General features: G+C 65.6%; 22 protein-coding genes and 1 pseudogene. 12 read left to right on the top strand and 11 right to left on the bottom strand.

Translation table 11 applies throughout. The features are described 5' to 3' along the window. Positions 1 to 3 precede the first annotated feature (3 nt). Genes P3H15_RS32610 through P3H15_RS32565 form a run of 10 tightly spaced genes read left to right on the top strand, consistent with a single transcriptional unit; the run spans position 4 to position 7,454 of the window. Positions 4 to 1,581 (top strand): hypothetical protein, encoded by a 1,578-nt coding sequence (locus P3H15_RS32610; RefSeq protein WP_276141010.1) that lies wholly within the window; start codon positions 4 to 6, stop codon positions 1,579 to 1,581. Between the two features lie 14 nt (positions 1,582 to 1,595). Then, positions 1,596 to 1,985 carry a hypothetical protein gene (locus P3H15_RS32605; protein ID WP_276141009.1) on the top strand — a complete coding sequence of 130 codons (390 nt, stop codon included), beginning with the start codon at positions 1,596 to 1,598 and terminating at the stop codon, positions 1,983 to 1,985. Beyond that, on the top strand, positions 1,982 to 2,947 hold the full coding sequence (locus P3H15_RS32600; protein WP_276141008.1) for a hypothetical protein: 966 nt from the start codon (positions 1,982 to 1,984) through the stop codon (positions 2,945 to 2,947). Before P3H15_RS32605 ends, P3H15_RS32600 begins: the two co-directional genes overlap by 4 nt. Positions 2,948 to 2,967: 20 nt before the next feature. Next, positions 2,968 to 3,837: a M15 family metallopeptidase gene (locus P3H15_RS32595; protein ID WP_276141007.1), complete on the top strand. Its 870-nt coding sequence runs from the start codon at positions 2,968 to 2,970 to the stop codon at positions 3,835 to 3,837. Positions 3,838 to 3,839: 2 nt separating this feature from the next. Then, positions 3,840 to 4,331, top strand: a complete 492-nt coding sequence (locus P3H15_RS32590; protein ID WP_276141006.1) for a holin — start codon at positions 3,840 to 3,842, stop codon at positions 4,329 to 4,331. Then, on the top strand, positions 4,331 to 4,720 hold the full coding sequence (locus P3H15_RS32585) for a hypothetical protein (RefSeq protein WP_276141005.1): 390 nt from the start codon (positions 4,331 to 4,333) through the stop codon (positions 4,718 to 4,720). Before P3H15_RS32590 ends, P3H15_RS32585 begins: the two co-directional genes overlap by 1 nt. Then, positions 4,717 to 5,112: a hypothetical protein gene (locus P3H15_RS32580; protein WP_276141004.1), complete on the top strand. Its 396-nt coding sequence runs from the start codon at positions 4,717 to 4,719 to the stop codon at positions 5,110 to 5,112. Before P3H15_RS32585 ends, P3H15_RS32580 begins: the two co-directional genes overlap by 4 nt. A gap of 14 nt (positions 5,113 to 5,126) precedes the next feature. Beyond that, positions 5,127 to 5,459, top strand: coding sequence for a hypothetical protein (locus P3H15_RS32575; protein ID WP_276141003.1), 333 nt, complete (start codon positions 5,127 to 5,129; stop codon positions 5,457 to 5,459). Further along, complete coding sequence (locus tag P3H15_RS32570) at positions 5,452 to 6,672, top strand: hypothetical protein (RefSeq protein WP_276141002.1); 1,221 nt, start codon at positions 5,452 to 5,454, stop codon at positions 6,670 to 6,672. The genes P3H15_RS32575 and P3H15_RS32570 overlap by 8 nt, the downstream gene beginning before the upstream one ends. Continuing rightward, positions 6,672 to 7,454: a hypothetical protein gene (locus P3H15_RS32565; RefSeq protein WP_276141001.1), complete on the top strand. Its 783-nt coding sequence runs from the start codon at positions 6,672 to 6,674 to the stop codon at positions 7,452 to 7,454. The genes P3H15_RS32570 and P3H15_RS32565 overlap by 1 nt, the downstream gene beginning before the upstream one ends. Before the next feature lie 187 nt (positions 7,455 to 7,641). On the opposite strand, the gene P3H15_RS32560 is transcribed toward P3H15_RS32565, so the two are convergent. The 11 genes from P3H15_RS32560 to P3H15_RS32510 form a co-directional block, all read right to left on the bottom strand. Next, positions 7,642 to 8,205, bottom strand: a complete 564-nt coding sequence (locus tag P3H15_RS32560; RefSeq protein ID WP_276141000.1) for a hypothetical protein — start codon at positions 8,203 to 8,205, stop codon at positions 7,642 to 7,644. Positions 8,206 to 8,212: 7 nt separating this feature from the next. Beyond that, positions 8,213 to 9,331 (bottom strand): hypothetical protein, encoded by a 1,119-nt coding sequence (locus P3H15_RS32555; protein WP_276140999.1) that lies wholly within the window; start codon positions 9,329 to 9,331, stop codon positions 8,213 to 8,215. A gap of 274 nt (positions 9,332 to 9,605) precedes the next feature. Further along, positions 9,606 to 9,776: a hypothetical protein gene (locus P3H15_RS32550; protein WP_276140998.1), complete on the bottom strand. Its 171-nt coding sequence runs from the start codon at positions 9,774 to 9,776 to the stop codon at positions 9,606 to 9,608. After that, complete coding sequence (locus tag P3H15_RS32545) at positions 9,773 to 10,012, bottom strand: hypothetical protein (protein WP_276140997.1); 240 nt, start codon at positions 10,010 to 10,012, stop codon at positions 9,773 to 9,775. Before P3H15_RS32545 ends, P3H15_RS32550 begins: the two co-directional genes overlap by 4 nt. Next, entirely contained in the window at positions 10,005 to 10,151 is a 147-nt protein-coding gene (locus P3H15_RS32540; protein WP_276140996.1) for a hypothetical protein, read from the bottom strand. The genes P3H15_RS32545 and P3H15_RS32540 overlap by 8 nt, the downstream gene beginning before the upstream one ends. 745 nt (positions 10,152 to 10,896) lie before the next feature. Beyond that, on the bottom strand, positions 10,897 to 11,580 hold the full coding sequence (locus P3H15_RS32535; protein WP_276140995.1) for a DUF2637 domain-containing protein: 684 nt from the start codon (positions 11,578 to 11,580) through the stop codon (positions 10,897 to 10,899). Continuing rightward, entirely contained in the window at positions 11,577 to 11,960 is a 384-nt protein-coding gene (locus P3H15_RS32530) for a hypothetical protein (RefSeq protein ID WP_276140994.1), read from the bottom strand. The genes P3H15_RS32535 and P3H15_RS32530 overlap by 4 nt, the downstream gene beginning before the upstream one ends. Next, entirely contained in the window at positions 11,953 to 12,180 is a 228-nt protein-coding gene (locus P3H15_RS32525) for a hypothetical protein (protein WP_276140993.1), read from the bottom strand. Before P3H15_RS32525 ends, P3H15_RS32530 begins: the two co-directional genes overlap by 8 nt. After that, on the bottom strand, positions 12,177 to 12,350 hold the full coding sequence (locus P3H15_RS32520) for a hypothetical protein (RefSeq protein ID WP_276140992.1): 174 nt from the start codon (positions 12,348 to 12,350) through the stop codon (positions 12,177 to 12,179). Before P3H15_RS32520 ends, P3H15_RS32525 begins: the two co-directional genes overlap by 4 nt. Next, on the bottom strand, positions 12,350 to 13,237 hold the full coding sequence (locus P3H15_RS32515) for a replication protein (RefSeq protein WP_276140991.1): 888 nt from the start codon (positions 13,235 to 13,237) through the stop codon (positions 12,350 to 12,352). Before P3H15_RS32515 ends, P3H15_RS32520 begins: the two co-directional genes overlap by 1 nt. A gap of 136 nt (positions 13,238 to 13,373) precedes the next feature. Then, on the bottom strand, positions 13,374 to 13,775 hold the full coding sequence (locus tag P3H15_RS32510) for a hypothetical protein (RefSeq protein WP_276140990.1): 402 nt from the start codon (positions 13,773 to 13,775) through the stop codon (positions 13,374 to 13,376). Between the two features lie 30 nt (positions 13,776 to 13,805). Between P3H15_RS32510 and P3H15_RS32505 the strand changes: the two are divergent. Further along, positions 13,806 to 14,315: pseudogene (locus tag P3H15_RS32505) on the top strand (MFS transporter); the annotation flags it as partial. Between the two features lie 35 nt (positions 14,316 to 14,350). After that, positions 14,351 to 15,157, top strand: a complete 807-nt coding sequence (locus tag P3H15_RS32500) for an exodeoxyribonuclease III (protein WP_276140989.1) — start codon at positions 14,351 to 14,353, stop codon at positions 15,155 to 15,157. The last annotated feature ends 32 nt before the right edge of the window (positions 15,158 to 15,189 follow it).

Raw genomic sequence — 15,189 nt, 5'->3', positions numbered from 1 at the left:
TCTGTGAGCTACGACCTTGACGCTGACCTCGCGGCGATCGACGCCCAGGAGTACGAGGAGGCGGCGCTCGCGCTGCTGCGGACCCGGGTCACGATCCATGACAAGTACCTTGCGCTCGTCGGTGAGGTCGAGGGCGAGTACGACGCCTCGTGGGAGACGATGTGCAACGAGGTAGGCGAGGCGTCGTGCGGCATCGACGGACGGGATGACCTCGCGTCGTGGCTGATCGACGGCCTCTCCCTCGATCACGACATGTTCCTGGTGTTCCGCTCTCCGTGGAAGAAGGCCTGTTTCAAGGTCTACGACATCGAGTACGACGAGGACGAGCACGGCGAGGCGATCGTTCGGCCGCTGGCCCGGCACATCCTCGACGAGGCCAAACACTGGCAGTGCTGGCCAAACACGTTCGCGCCGCTGACTGTCCAGGCGCCGAAGATCGACTTCCAGTGGGGCAACTCGATCAAGGTGATCAAGGGCTACGCGCATCGGAACCTGCTGCGGCAGCAGCAACCGTTGTGGATCCCGGTCTTCGACATCTGGAACGCGGCGAACTGGCAGGCGAACTTCGACAATGCGAAGTGGCCGATGGTGATGATCCCGTACATCGAATCACGCGATGGTGTCGGCCCGTGGACCGCGCTCGGCGCACGGATGGACGACTACTGGGATCTGGTCCTCCCCACGCTCGAGGACGGCGGACTGCAACTCACCGGCGACCTGTGGGAACCCGGGGATCCGCAGCCCTGCCCGACCCACTTCATCCTCGACCGGCCGACGTTCGTGTTCGACGTCAAGAAGCGGGCCACGATCCCCGGCATCACCGGCACGATCCTCGACCCGATTCTCGACCTGCTGCGCATCTTCGGATCCGACGGCACCTCGGACACCGTCACCATTGCCGACCCGAACGACGACCCCAACAACACCGACCCGAACGGGCCGTGGGTCATCTTCCGTCGCGGCCAGCACCGCGGATTGAAGTCGAAGATGGTGATACACAAGCCAATTGAGCACTCAATCATGACGGGCGGCAAATCGCCCGACTCCATCAACCAGGGCGCCAAGCTCGTTTCGAACATCCTGCTCGGGTTGCTCGGCAGCGCTATCGGTATGCCATGGCTCACGCTCGGCATCTTCGACAAGGCTGTCGAGGACGTCATTCTCGCCTGGGCCATCGGGATCAATTACCCGCTCAAGGAGCGGATGGGGCCGTACTCGCACAAGGGCGGGTTCGAGGCCGGCGGCGGTGTCGCCGTGTCGCCGTCCGGTCTGCAAACGATCCGCGTAGGTCTGCACAAGGCACGCGGGTACGTCTCGTTCGCCGCAGATGTCGACGATGCGGCGCCTTACCGCGTCGGACTGCACATCGACGACGGCATGCGCTGCGGGTTCGAGATCAATGATCGGATCTGGCTCTCGCACATCGCTTCCGTGCGCCAGACCTGGGACCGCGCCAATCCCGACCAGCCGTGGGAGATCAACGTCGGCGACTACCGATCCGAAGAGCTGGCCGGCACCCGGGCGCTACGCGCGGCCGAAGCCCTCAGCAGCACACTGCGCCAGCACAGCAGCGCCACATAACCCAGGAGGTACCTGTGACACCAGAAGAACTACAGGCGGCCCTGCCTGCCGACATGCACCCCTACGCCTACGTGCTGATGCATCCGCCGACGAACGGCGCCGGGTCTGCGCCCGCCACGTTCGAGCCCGACGAGATCAACTCCTTGTGTCGGCACCTCGAGCGGGTGGGCTTCAGGCCTGTTGAGGAGTCGCTCGACCGGTACGACCCGCCGCAGTCCGGGCCGATCCACCCGCACAACCCGGGGCAGTGGCGGTCGAAGAAGATGCCTGAACCGAAACGTGCCGATCCCTACGCGCACATCCGTGCTCAGCTCGCCGCGCTCCCCGGCGCGGCGCAGGTCGAGTTGCTCCGGGAAGTGGTGGACGCACCCAACACGACCACGCCACCGGAGGAAGGGTCGTGACGTCACCCGACAACTTCGTTCCCGGCGGGCCGAATACCGGCTGGGACGACGTCGGCGAACTCGCCGACGACCTCGGTCGCCTGGGGATCCTCGGGCTGCTGTTCGGCGGTTTCTCCGGCATCGGTGACCTGCTCGGCAAGTTCGGGCAGGCGTTCTTCGGATCGTCGTCGAGCGGTCTGAGTGGGTTTCTGGCGGACCTGTTCGGGTGGCGGAACCAGACCGAGTCCGCGATCAGCTACGTCACTCAGGACCTGCTCGACGCCAAGGACATCATGGTGACCGAGATCATCACCCCGATGTCCGATTCGTTGGGTGGGCAGGACATCCCGTCGTTCTCCCGGCAGCTGCTGGTGCCGCGGCCGATCGTGACCGCGACAGCCAATGGCGGCGACGGAGACGGCTCGGGTGGGCAGACCGGTAGTCACCAGCACGACATCGTGTACGAACCGGTGTCGTCGCTCGAACTCCCGACCTACAAACCGGCGAACCGCACCGTCGATCTGACGTTCATCCGGGTCGACCGGAAGATGACGATCAACCGGATGAAGATGATCACCGGCCGCTACTCGTCGGGATGGTTGGGCGGGCTCGCGGCCTGGTACATGGGTGTCTACATCTGGGACCCGCAGCTGCAGAAGCTCCGCCTGATGTGGGGATCCGGTGACGTCAAGGGCACCATCTCCAGCTCCGAGCAGGAATACCGGCTGGTCTCCCCGACCACCGAGGAAGTGTCGCCGGGGCACTTGGTCGCCGTCGCGCAGCTCCAGCGCACCACCACACTCGGGTCCACTCGCACGATCGCCGCGATCCCACAGGCCGGAATCGCGCAGTCCGGCAGCGAGTTCCCCGCCGGACAGTGCGCCTACGTCAGCAATCTCGACACGCTGCCCACCGAAATCCTGCCCAGCGCACTGAACTACAACCACCGCATCCTGCCCTGGGTCGCAGTCTCACGGGCGTAACCACGACAGAGGAGATACCCATGGGCACACGCTCATACCAGGGCTACACCCGCTCGGAGAACGGGTGGCCCATCGTCGACACCGCGGAGATCGTCACCGTCACCGTGCCCGGAACCACCCAGCAGATCGAAGTCCGCCGCGGCGATGTCGCGACCGTCCTCGTCGGCTGGATGATCTGGTACCACCGCAACGTCGAACCGATCGACCGCTTCAAACCCCGCGACGACTGGGGCTTCTCCTGGGACAACGACGTCCCCAACAGCAACCACCTGTCCGGCACCGCCGTCGACATCAACGCCACCCAGTACCCGTGGACCCGGCTGACGATGCCGGCCGACCGCGTCGCAAAGGTCCGGGCCGGTCTGAAGCTGTTCGAGGGCTGCATCTTCTGGGGCCGCGACTGGGCCCGCGTCGACGAGATGCACTACCAGATCGGTGTCGACGCCGCCCGCCTGAAGGCATTCGCGGACAAGCTGAACAACGGCCACCTCGGCGTCTACGGCATCCCGCAGCCCGGCACCACTCCCGCACCCACCCCGAAGCCGGAGGTACCCGTGACAAACATCTGGGACATTCCCATCCCCACCCAGTTCGGAACGCAGATGCCCGCGTGGGAGCTGCTGTCGTGGATCGACGGCCGCCTCGTACGCACCGAGGCCGCCGTCAACGCGTCGATCGAACTGCACCGGCAGAACCAGCTGCTGCTCGCCGCCGTCCTCGACCAGCTCGGTGGGCTCGGCACCGCCGACGCACTGCTCGGCAAGGACGTCCCGAGCGGCCCGTTCCAGGGCTTCGAGCAGGGCGGCGGCCGCACCCTCTACGACCTCGCCTCCGCCCTCGCCGCCACTGCCGGGATCCCCGGCGCACTCGACAAGAAAGCAGGCAAGTAATCATGACCGCACCCGAATACGTCACCCTCGACTCCAAGGCATTCTGGCTCGATGCCCTCGATCGCGCCGGCCGATCGTTCCTGCAGAACGTGCTGGTGTTCTTCGGCGCCGGTGTCACCATCGTCTCGGTGTCGTGGACGAGCCTTCTCGGGGCGGCTGCCCTGGCCGCGCTGGTGTCGCTGATCCTCGCGGTGTCGACCGCAACGGCCGTGACGTCGGGCAACTTCCTGGTCGACCTCGCCGATCGGGCCGTCCGCACCGGAGCCGGATCGCTGGCCGCCGCGATTCCGGTCACGGGCAGCATCGTCGATATCGATTGGCCGAACTCTCTGACGATCGCCGGAACCGCCGCCCTGCTCTCCGTGCTGACATCGCTGCTGACCGAGAACCGTGGATCGGCGAAGGGTCTGCCCAGCCTGGCCCCGATCGATCCCGTCGCGGTGCCGCCGGTGATCAACCCGACCGGGAGCGTCACCGAACTCCGCGGCGAGTGATGCTGGGCACCCGCCTGGTTGCGGGCGCGTTGGGTGCCGGGCAGGTCGCGGTCGGGCTGCTGTATCTGGGCCCGTCGCAACTTGTCCGGCGTCCGTTGCCACCGGATCAGCTCAGTCTCGTCGTGTACGTCGAGAACGCCGGACCGTACTGGGTTCTCGGCTTCGTCCTCTCCGGACTGCTCCTGCTGACCGCGTCGGCCCGCAGCCGCGGCTTCGTCGTCGCCCACGGGATCGGTGTGTTCATCTGGTCGTTCTACGGCCTCGCAGTTCTTCTCGGAGCGCTGTTCTCGGTCCCGCCCACGCCGGTCCTCACCGGCACCATCGCGATGGTCGTCGCCGTAGTCAATGCTGGCCTCGCCTACGGGTGTGCTGAAAGGGGGCATCGGTGATTCATGCCGCGACAGTCATTGCCGCCGAGCCGGTATTCACCGTCGAGAACATCGGCGTCCTCACCGCGCTGATCCTGGCGGTCGCCGGTGCGATCGCCACGATCATCGGTGCGTTCTCGAAGGCGAAGCTCGACGACAAGGCCGAACTCGAGAAGGACCTGACGAAGGCCAGGGACGCTCTCGCCGAGGCGGAGGAGCAGCACGCGAGGGACATTGCCCGGTACGAGGCCAGAGTCGCGGACCTCGAGGACCGCCTCGATGCCCGTGATCGCACGATCAACAAGCTCGACCGGCTCGTCCTGGCGTTGCGTGGGTACATCGCGAGGTTGTCGCGGCACATCGTGGACCGCGGTGACGAGGTGCCGCCGCGGCCTGTCGAGATCGATCTGTAACGGAAGGATCAGTGATGCTGCAGCCATGGGGCAAGGAGCCGGCCGAGAAGGACATGGTGCTCAATGCGGCCGAGCCGTTCGTTCAGCAGGTCGACATCCTCGACCCGGAAACGAAGGAGCCGTTCGTCCCGCCCGAGGGATCGCAGGTGTACTTCCTGCTCGGGCCGAAGCCGTACACGCGCTGGGACGGCGTCCTCACCGGTGCGGTCGGCCGGTTCAAGATCCCGGCCGCGCAGACCGAGGTGATTGCGAAGAACACCGTGGTGCGGTTCTACATCAGCCACCCGGATGGCGGCGACCAGCTGCCGTACATGCTCACGCGGGGAACGGTGATCCGTAATGACTGAGCTGCCGTTCGGTGTCGCCCCGGCGGTGTCGGTTCTCCACACCACTGCAGCTCAGGTTGTCGATGGGCCAACCATTCCGGGTGCCATCGTCGTCGCCGTGCCCGGCCGTGACGGCAAGTCGATGCGGTTCGACGGTGTCGTGGCCACCTACGCCGCGCTGCCGACGTCGGGGATCGTGAAGGGCGACCTGTACTTGGTGCTCGCGAGCGGTCTCGCGTACGTGTGGGGTGGCGCCGAGTGGCCCGACGAAGTTGACGGTGTCGCCGTACTGGGTGTTACGGGCGATCCTGGTCGCGGATACACCGGCGTCACCGTCTCCGGTGACGCCTTGGTCTTCGCGGCGACCGACTCGACCACTGAGACGGTTCCGGTGCCGGCGCTGACAGCCGCGAACGGAGCCGCGGCGGCCGCCGCCGGATCGGCGGCGGCCGCTGGTGAGGCGCAGGCGACGGCGGCAGGGCACGCCCAGGACGCCGCGGACTCCGCCGCCGAGGCGGCTTCCTACGTCGGCGCTCCTGCTGACAATTCGGTCGGCACCACCCAGCTCCAGGATGACGCGGTCACGAGCGACAAGATCGACGAGAACGCGGTCACGAACACTCACATCGCGGCGGGGTCGCTCCAGCAGGATCGACTGCAGCCGACCGGGCCCTTCTCGGATGCGCTCGCGGGGAAGGCGGACCTGCAGGACGGCAAGGTCGTTACCTCGCAGCTCCCGGCGGTGTCGCTGATCAAGCCACGCCGCGTCGGCAGCCGGGCCGCGATGCTCGCCCTGACCGCCGAAGAGGGCGACGTCGCGGTCATCACCGGCACCTCCGACAAGGGCACCTACATGCTCGGTGAGGGGCCGTCGACGGACTTCGCGTCCTGGGTGGCGTTCGTCGCGCCGGACGATCTCGTGTCGTCGGTCAACGGGCAGACCGGTGTCGTTGTCCTCGGCAAGGCCAATGTCGGGCTCGGCAACGTCGACAACACCTCCGACGTCAACAAGCCGATCTCAACGGCGGTGCAGTCGGCGTTGGACGCGAAACCGGTCATCGGCACCGGTGCAACTGACGCGATGGCAGGGAACAAGACCGCGGGCGGCCTCGGCGGCGTTATGTGCGCCACCGGGCAGGGCGGGCAGATCGACTGGATTGGCACGCAGGCGCAATACGACGCGCTCTCCAGTGCAGTGAAGAACACGTGGGGATTCAAGGCGGTCATCGTCTGATGGCGTACATGATCGGAGTCGGTGGCTCCGTGTTGCCGGTGAAGAAGATCATGGTCGGCACAGGCTCCGCTGCGGTGGAGGCACAGAAGCTGATGGTCGGCACAGGCCCCGCCGCGGTGGAGGCGTGGTCAAACGGCCTGACGCTCGCCGAGACCGTGATGTCGGCAAACACCGCCGGCGGATCCACCAGCGCCGCGACGCTGCCGCCGAACCGGCAGGTCGGTGACCTGATGGTCCTCATCGTGTCCGTCTACAACGGCACCCTCACGACGCCCTCAGGGTGGACCCGCTTCGCCACCGACAGCGGCACCCGAAACCGGGTTCATGCCATCTGGCGGATCTGTGACGGCACCGAGTCGTCGACGTTGTCGATCACCGTCGGCCAGAACGATTCGACCGTGTATGGGGCGATGCTGTTCCGCAACGCTCACCCGACGTCGCCGATCAACGTCTCCGACAACGGCGGCCTCACCATCGCCAGCACGTCGCACACCTGCCCGGCGGTGACGACGACGTCACTCGCTGTCGCAGGGAAGGCCATCGTCGTTCGTGTCGCATGTACGTACGTCGATGCGGGCGACCCGGCGAACTACACCTGGCCGGGTGGGCAGACGGAGGTTGCTGACTACCAGGCCAACACCGCGGGAGACTCGACGCAGACTGTGATGGGTATCGCCGTCGCGCTGGCCGGAGCGGTGGGGTCGCAGGGGACCGTCGTGGCCACCTCGGCGGAGAACCAGCGGTGGGGAACCCTGACGTTCGTTGTATCCCCGAAGCCGTGAGCGCCGGCCAGTGTTGCATCGGCCCATAACATGACCAACTCAGCCGAGATCGCGAAAATAGAACCTGCGCGTGCAACGAATCGCCCCCACTCTCATCGCGAGAGTGGGGGCTTTTCGTGTGGTTCGGGGGACTTAGGATCGTGGGCCAGTGCACGCCGCGGGCAGCGTGCACGTCCAACTGGTCTAGCTACGTGGCGTCAAACCCGCTCATTTTCCGTGACACCCGATTCATCTTTGTGTAGGCCCAGTAGAGGCGAGGGAGAACCATTACGAAGGTGAGAAAGATGTAAGCCGTGACACCCATAGCCAATCCCGCAGTTATCCCCGTCAGGGCCCCCTCATCTGGAGTGCCCTTGTCGCCCAGGGCGAAGTTCAGCCCCACGACGAGAATCGCCGCATCAAAGGCGCAGGCGAGCGCAATCATGAAGAGGTGCGCCACGCTTTCATCGAGGCTCTCCCGATCGACCTCACGGCCGTCTCCTTCTTCGCTCCAGTCGGTGAGCTTCAGTCTGAGCGTCGATATTGAGCTGAATGCACTCAGCGTTCCGCCGGCCAGTAAAGAGACGGCAGTCAGGATGGGGACGGGAGATGCGAGCTTCCAGTCCAACAGAAGAGCCAGCAAAGTTAGCAGCGTCGGGATGCCGTAGAGAATCGCCCGTGCTGCAATGTCTGCGGGTGTCCCAGCTCGTGCAGCAAGGGTGAGACCCTTCAACTGCCCACGCAGCAAGGGGAGGAGATTGAACCTGCTCATCAGCGACCTACCATCCGCTCCACTCGATGTCGAGCTCTAGAGACTTCTGGATGCGCTCAATTGCTGCGCGGACCGATCCGAAGAACTCCCGGGGTATCGGTCTGAACTCAGCCCTGGACACTGGATATGTGAAGATGTCCGCCCACCGAGATGGGCTGATGTGCTTCACATTCCCGCGCTCGTCCCTCACGTCGACCCATGCGTCATCATATTCTTCGCCGTCAAGGTTCGCGTACTTATCGGCGAGGATCGCGGCCAGGTCTTCGCTCGCTTCGGCTTGTGTCGAACTAGGCTTCGCGCCACCCGGGAACCAGCGAGTTATAGCGTCGCGGACAGTTGCGATAGCACCAGCTTCATGCAAGCCCATCTGGATCTTGAGTGCCTTCGACCCCGGCGTTCGGCTGTTGGAAGCTCCGGTCTTTGTAAGGACCAGCTGCGTGCTCGTACCGTTCTTCAGGATCGATTCAAGCCGCTTTGGATCGTTGACGGGAATTGCTTTTGCTGACCACCAATCGAGCTTCTTGCGCTTGCCCTCAATCCCGCTCCGCGAGATTTCAGCCTCTTTGGCATCGTAGCGGGCCCAATACTTGAGCCATCGTTCCAGCGCCTTGTGCGGGCATGTACGGTTTGCGTCTTCGACCGCAAGAATGCCGCGAGTACCCGTGTCTGGAAAGATGAACGCAGCACGGTACGGTCGGACGGACTTCATCTTGGAGATGTCAACTGGTGACGCGACCTCGTCCTCGGAGAAGCCCGCGTGTGTGTAGGTCGACCGCTTGCCGTACAGGAAATCCACAATCAGATGATCCCCCCGGGTACTGACATCAATCACGCAGAGAACGGGGCGTCTTGCTTTTCGCTCGTCGTCGTCCGCCGTCTCCTCATCGCCATCGGTGGCCTCGTCCGAGACATCTGTCGCGGAATCGTTGTCATCATCGTCGGCTTCCTCGGAGGCTTTGGGAGGAGTCCCATGAACTGCTAGCCCCTTCCGCTTCGTGACTGTCGCTTCGAGGTAGTCGCGGAAGTGCACCACACCGTCTTCGGTCTTGAGCTTGAGGTTCTGAGGATCTCCGCGGCCGTTTCTCTTGATATCGAGGGCGAAAAGACGAAAACCGAAGCTCGTCATGCGGCGCTCCGAGTGACGGGCTGGCAATCCGGAACATGCTGCGTACTGTTCATAGAGTCGGCAACTACCTCTGTCGGCCAGGCTCCGAGGATGTTGGCGCATCCGTCGGGGCTGATTGCTAAAAATAACGCTCGGTCTCGAGATCATCGCACGAGAGCTCGATCTCGTTAGCGAACGGCCGGGCTGACACCTCGTGTCGAGATCGCGCAAGTATGACCTGCGCGTGCAACGAATCGCCCCCATCCCCTTCCTCGGGTGGGGGCGTTTCGTCGTCTCAGGACCGCCGAAGGTCCTGCGGTTGGCACAGCCAGTGCTGACCATTGTCGAGGTCGACTTCGATGATCGGGCGGCTCACGGCGTAGGTGCGCGTCACCGTGCCGGATTCGTTCACCACCGCTCGGTCGGGCGCGGTGAACACGACGCGGTCGCCAATCGTGAACCTCATGTGCGAAGCGCCTTCAGGTCCGTGCGCGCACCGCGGCCCGGCCGGTTGGCGTTCCATTCGTCGATCGTCTCGGCCAGCCACCCGCGGAACGTGCCGCGGGGCACTGATCCGTCATCGTTGAGCGGGCCGATCACGGCGTCCGGCGGCGGCATCTTGTACCGACTCAGGGCGCCTTCCTGGACGCCGATGCGATCGGCGACCTGGGCGCGGGACAGGTACTGCTTCGGCTTACGCATACCGGTACCGCAGCCGGTTCTGCACCTGGTAGGCGACGATCCCACCCCACACGACCCACAGGGGCCACGGTGCGGACACGATGAGCAGGACTGCCGCCGTGCTGATCGATCCGACGACGTCGTAGTTCCTCTTGAGCATCGATCCTCCTTGCTCTGCTGTCTTCCATGGTGGACGCTTGAGGGGGACCGGGGTGCTTCCTACGCCCCGGTCCGTCTCAGGTCAGCCCTTGGGCTTCCGGTGTTTGCCTCGCTTTCTCGGCTTCCGATTCTGGATTGCCATCCAGAGGTTCACGATCAGTGTTGCGATCGCGATGATCAGGCCGAGTCGGCTTTCGGTCATCCACTCACCTCCTCTCTTTTGTTGTGACCCCAACTTTACACGACGAACAATCATCAAGTCAACACTTCGGAGAAGTAAAGTAGTTCGCTGAATAGGCTGTGCCGCAATCGAAAATGCCCCCATCCTCTTCGTGAGGGAGGGGGCATTTTATGCGTTCAGCGGTCGCCGTCGACCAAAGTCGGGTGGTTAGGTCGGCGGGGGTCCATTAGGTAGTCGTGCAGACCGCTCGGTCCGTTACAGGCATTGGGGCCCCGGTTTGGCTTCCCTCCGCACCGGGGCTCTGCCACGCTAACAAATCTCGAACAGATGTGCGAAGGTTTCGGTGTGAGATCGATCGAACCTGCGCCCGATCGCTGCCCGAATGGGCACCGGCTCGCAGCGCACACCTGCCTCGTCGGCTGGGAGGTGTGCGGCTGCGACACGGCTGAGCATGGCGGGCACAGGACGTTCCACTGCCGTCGCTGCGGCGCGACGGTGCGGTGCCCGCCGTGCGCGGGTGCGCAGCCTCAACCCGACCGGTGGTCCAGCTGAGGCTGCGCGTTGATCACGCGGCCTTCGCGGCCTTCGCGACCCAGGCGCGTACCGCGTTCCCGGACGCTCCGATGCGCCGTCCCGCTTCGCGCTGCGACACGCCCGCTGCGACGTCGGCGAGGGCCTGTGCGATCTGCGCATCGGTGTACTTCGCAACGCGCGGCCGTGGCGGTGCGCCGTCGCTCGCGACGAGGGTCAGCGGTGCTTCGCACTCGTCGTCCTCGGGGTCCGCTGCGACGGGCGGCGGTGTCTCGTCGTCGCTCACCGGTGCGAGGTCTTCGTGCGAAGTTGCCTGGTCGGAGTCGGTGCGCACCTCCTCGGCACCGTCCTGCGCACCCTGCAGTTTGCGTGCGAGGTGCGACGCGAAAGGCAAGCACAACGGCGGCACAATCGTCACCAGCGCGGCTGCGAACGGTGGCAGCGGACCGGCCGGAACCATCGCATTGAGCACCGCCGCGAAGATCGACACCGCGGTGCCGGCCACAAGGAGGCTCCACGCGTACCACCGCGACTTCGCAAGCCGCATCACACCGCGCGCCGCCATCACTGCGAGGCCGTCGACGATGAGCGGCCACGCGTACGACATCAGTTCGCCATACCCGGCGCGCACTGCGAGGTCGACCAGCTTCGAGTAGCTGAGTGCGAACGCGAGGAATGCGATCACGTATGCGACGTTCGCGTCGAGGTTGCGCTTCATGCCTGGGCTCCGTTCGTGGTGTCGGTGACGAGTCGTCCATCGCTCGCGAGCTTGGCGAGGACGGCGCGGATTGATTCGATGCCGCGGCTGCGGGTGGACTCGTGGAGCGTGTGGAATCCGCCGTAACTCGGGCCGTTCAGCACCCCGTGGTTCAGCACCGTCAGCGCAACCACGTACTCGTCGTCGTCGAGGCTGTCGACGCTCATGGCGTCACGCATGCGCTGGGCGTAGTCGTAGTACTGCTGCGACAGCCGCCGCTCCTTCTCCGCTTCCTGCTCGGCGGCTTCGAGCGCGTCGAGGAGCTGCACGACGACGGGGTCGCCGTATCGGTCGGCGTTCTGTCGGAGGAAGGCGCGATACTCGGGGGTCAACTCAGGCATGGTGGGCGTCCTTGTCGTCGGCGGGGGAGTGGGCGGCATTTGATGCCATGCGGTTGGCGGCGTCCTCGTGGTCGCGCATGTCTCTCCAGGCGTTGGCGTAGGAGAACGTGTAGTTGTCGATGAGGAGGTCGATCAGTCCGGTGAGCGCCTCTCGTTCGGGCGTTCCGTACTTGAACTGGTCGCGGTAGGTGATCGCGGCTTCGAGGTCTTGGTTCGTCATCGCTGGGTGTCCTTCCGGGGTGCGATGTAGCGCTCGTACTCGTGCTGGTCGGCGTAGATGAACGTGCCGGCCTCGATGAGCCGGTCGATCAGGCCTTCGGCGGCCGCGCGCTCGGGGGAGTGGGGCGGGAACTGGTTGAGGTAGTCGAGTGCGTTCTGCAGGTGCGTCATCACGCCGCCTTCGGGGTGCGTCGGCTGAAGTGGTTCGGTCGGCAGGTGGGGCAGGGGACGGTGGGGGAGCGGTCGTCGTCGAGCAGCCAGCCGTTGTCGCAGCTGTCGCACGCTGGCGCCGCGTGGGCCTTGGGCTGTGGTGCGGGAATGGACTGCCAGGTGAGGAGGAGGCCACCGGCGTGGCGGGTGACGTTGGCCGGGTTGTGCATCGTGACGGCGTGCGCGACCAGGGCGTCGATGCCGTGGGCGTCGACCAGGTCGACGATCGCGTCCGCCTTCGCGCGGGACAGCGTGCCCCACACGGCCGGGAGGCCCTTGGCCTGGCATGCGGCTGCGAGGGGGCGGAGCCTGTCGTCGGAGATTCCACCAACCACCGACACCTCGGCCGGGGCGGTGTTGTCCGCAGGTTCCGGCGTGGAGGTCTGGTGGTGGTTTGTCTCAGTCCTTTGTGAAGAGCCAGTCCTTTGGTTACGGCCGGGATTGCCGAGGTTCGGTTCGCCGGGCGCTGGTTTTCCAGGCCCCGGTGCGGCAATGCGAACCACGTCGGGGTCGTTCGCGCCTTCGACGGGCACCTCGTAGACGGTGCAGATGGTCGAGATTCGTCCGGTGGCTGCGTCGCGGATCTTCTCGTAGACGATGTACCCGGCGTCCTTCAGCTCGTTGATTGCGGCCCGGATCGCGTCGCGACCTTCCTTGGCCACGCGTGCCAGGGATGCGGAGGTGGTGCGCCAGTCGGCGGGCTTGGAGAGGATGTAGGCGAGGACACCGCGGGCCCGAAAGCTCAATCGCTCGTCGTTGAGGGCGGCGTTGTCGAGGATCGTGAAGTGGTCTTGCTTGCGCGGGCCACGGCGTACACCGGATGCCCTGCTCGGGGTATGATCGGACAACGTTCGACTCCGTATCAGTCGGACTTCGGCCCGTCGCGAGTGACAGCTCGCGGCGGGTCTTTTGCGTGCGGGGAGGGTAGTGCGAGAAACGGCCCCAGCTGTCGGGGGATAGCTGGGGCCGTTTCGAAGTCAGCGGCTACTTGTACTGGTAGCCGGACAGATCTACTGCGTCAGGGTCCGAGGGCTTCGGCGTGAAGATCGGATCACCGGCGGCCATGATCGGGATCTGCTCGAACGTGGGTTCGCCGTTCTCGTCGAGGACCGGTTCGCCGTTATCGTCGACTATGGGGTCGCCGTCGTAAGAGCCGATCTGCTTGGCGGGGCCGTTGCCGGAGAAGTACCTGCCGGGATCAACCTTCAAAGCCTTTCCGATGCCGCTGTCGGTCGATGCGCCGGACCCGTTGCCACAAAGTGCGGTGGGGATCGTGGCCCGGGCGCACTGTGCAGCGACCTCGTCGGGAGTGTCAGCGGTCGCGACGCCGACGCCCAGGACGAGAAGTGCGGACGCGGCGAAGGCGGTGACGATAGAGCGGATCATTAGGGCTCCCTGATGGTGTGCTTTTGGATGATGTACACGTACATCAGCACGACGCTCACCGACGTCGCCGGGCTGTCGCGGTCGCTGGTGCCGCTGGCCCTGATGATCTACGGGCTGGGCATGGTCGCGGGCAATCTGATCGGCGGCGTGCTCGCCGACAGGGCGCTGATTCCCGGTCTGTTCGCCGCGATGACGGCGCTCGGGGTGGTGCTCGGCATCTTCGTGATCGCCTCGCACAACCCGTACACGGCGCTGCTGCTGGTGTTCTTCGTCGGCGCCGCGGGCGCGTCGATGGTTCCCGGCCTGCAGACCCGGCTGATGGACGTCGCCGCCGACGCCCAGACCCTCGCCGCGTCGCTCAACCACGCGGCACTCAACATCGCGAACGCGTTCGGGGCGTGGATCGGTGGCGTCGTCATCGCCGCCGGCTACGGCTACACGGCACCCGCCGCGGTGGGTGCGCTGCTCGCCGTCGCGGGCCTCGTGGTCCTCACCGTGGCCGTCGCGATGGAACGCCGCAGCGCCCGTTCGTCTCGGTAGCCGCGCTGTCGTACGCGTCCGCTACGGTGCTTGCCGTGCCACACATCATCACCACCGTCAATGTCAACGGAGTCCGCGCGGCCGCCCGCAAGGGGCTCACCGAGTGGATGGAGCGCACGGAGGCCGACGTCGTGTGTCTGCAGGAGACGCGGGCGTCGGACGAGCAGCTCGCGGAGACCCTCGCGCCCGCCCTGGAGGGCGGATGGAACCTGGCGTCCGCGGAACCGTCGTCGAAGGGGCGCAACGGCGTCGCGATCCTGTCCCGGAAGCCGGCCGACGCCGTCCGCGTCGGCCACGGTGACGAGGAGTTCGCGGCCGCGGGCCGCTACATCGAGGCGGACTTCGACGACCTCACGGTGGCGAGTCTGTACCTGCCTTCGGGGGAGGCCCAGACACCCCGGCAGGAGGAGAAGGAGCGGTTCATGGACTCCTTCGCCCGGCACCTCACCGCCACCGCCGAGGCCGCCGCCGCGGCAGGCAGGCACGTCGTCGTCTGCGGCGACTGGAACATCGCCCACACCGAACTCGACCTGAAGAACTGGAAGACGAACAAGAAGAACTCCGGGTTCCTGCCTCACGAGCGGGAGTGGATGTCCGCGCTGTTCGCCGAGGACGCGCACTGGTCCGACGTCGTGCGCCTGCTCGAACCGGACGTCGCCGGACCGTACTCGTGGTGGTCGTACCGCGGGAAGGCGTTCGACAACGACTCCGGCTGGCGCATCGACTACCAGATCGCCACCCGCGAACTGGCGGAGCGCGCCAAGCAGGCCGTCGTCGAGCGTGCCGAAACCTACGACCAGCGGTGGTCCGATCACGCGCCGGTCACCGTCCAGTACCGGTGACGGGCGGTATCTGATTCGTGTCGTCACGGCAC

The sequence above is a fragment of the Rhodococcus sp. T2V genome (assembly GCF_029269925.1).
In the GTDB taxonomy this organism is placed as follows: domain Bacteria; phylum Actinomycetota; class Actinomycetes; order Mycobacteriales; family Mycobacteriaceae; genus Rhodococcus_F; species Rhodococcus_F koreensis.
The sequence above is the reverse complement of the archived record's forward strand: the minus strand, read 5'-3'. Positions and strand labels throughout refer to the sequence as shown.

Excerpts from the sequence above, each read along its gene's own strand:
- P3H15_RS32595 (WP_276141007.1), top strand. The coding sequence starts at position 2,968 with ATGGGCACACGCTCATACCAGGGCTACACCCGCTCGGAGAACGGGTGG.
- P3H15_RS32590 (WP_276141006.1), top strand. The coding sequence starts at position 3,840 with ATGACCGCACCCGAATACGTCACCCTCGACTCCAAGGCATTCTGGCTC.
- P3H15_RS32585 (WP_276141005.1), top strand. The coding sequence starts at position 4,331 with ATGCTGGGCACCCGCCTGGTTGCGGGCGCGTTGGGTGCCGGGCAGGTC.
- P3H15_RS32575 (WP_276141003.1), top strand. The coding sequence starts at position 5,127 with ATGCTGCAGCCATGGGGCAAGGAGCCGGCCGAGAAGGACATGGTGCTC.
- P3H15_RS32570 (WP_276141002.1), top strand. The coding sequence starts at position 5,452 with ATGACTGAGCTGCCGTTCGGTGTCGCCCCGGCGGTGTCGGTTCTCCAC.
- P3H15_RS32565 (WP_276141001.1), top strand. The coding sequence starts at position 6,672 with ATGGCGTACATGATCGGAGTCGGTGGCTCCGTGTTGCCGGTGAAGAAG.
- P3H15_RS32560 (WP_276141000.1), bottom strand. The coding sequence starts at position 8,205 with ATGAGCAGGTTCAATCTCCTCCCCTTGCTGCGTGGGCAGTTGAAGGGT.
- P3H15_RS32555 (WP_276140999.1), bottom strand. The coding sequence starts at position 9,331 with ATGACGAGCTTCGGTTTTCGTCTTTTCGCCCTCGATATCAAGAGAAAC.
- P3H15_RS32550 (WP_276140998.1), bottom strand. The coding sequence starts at position 9,776 with ATGAGGTTCACGATTGGCGACCGCGTCGTGTTCACCGCGCCCGACCGA.
- P3H15_RS32545 (WP_276140997.1), bottom strand. The coding sequence starts at position 10,012 with ATGCGTAAGCCGAAGCAGTACCTGTCCCGCGCCCAGGTCGCCGATCGC.
- P3H15_RS32540 (WP_276140996.1), bottom strand. The coding sequence starts at position 10,151 with ATGCTCAAGAGGAACTACGACGTCGTCGGATCGATCAGCACGGCGGCA.
- P3H15_RS32535 (WP_276140995.1), bottom strand. The coding sequence starts at position 11,580 with ATGAAGCGCAACCTCGACGCGAACGTCGCATACGTGATCGCATTCCTC.
- P3H15_RS32530 (WP_276140994.1), bottom strand. The coding sequence starts at position 11,960 with ATGCCTGAGTTGACCCCCGAGTATCGCGCCTTCCTCCGACAGAACGCC.
- P3H15_RS32525 (WP_276140993.1), bottom strand. The coding sequence starts at position 12,180 with ATGACGAACCAAGACCTCGAAGCCGCGATCACCTACCGCGACCAGTTC.
- P3H15_RS32520 (WP_276140992.1), bottom strand. The coding sequence starts at position 12,350 with ATGACGCACCTGCAGAACGCACTCGACTACCTCAACCAGTTCCCGCCC.
- P3H15_RS32510 (WP_276140990.1), bottom strand. The coding sequence starts at position 13,775 with ATGATCCGCTCTATCGTCACCGCCTTCGCCGCGTCCGCACTTCTCGTC.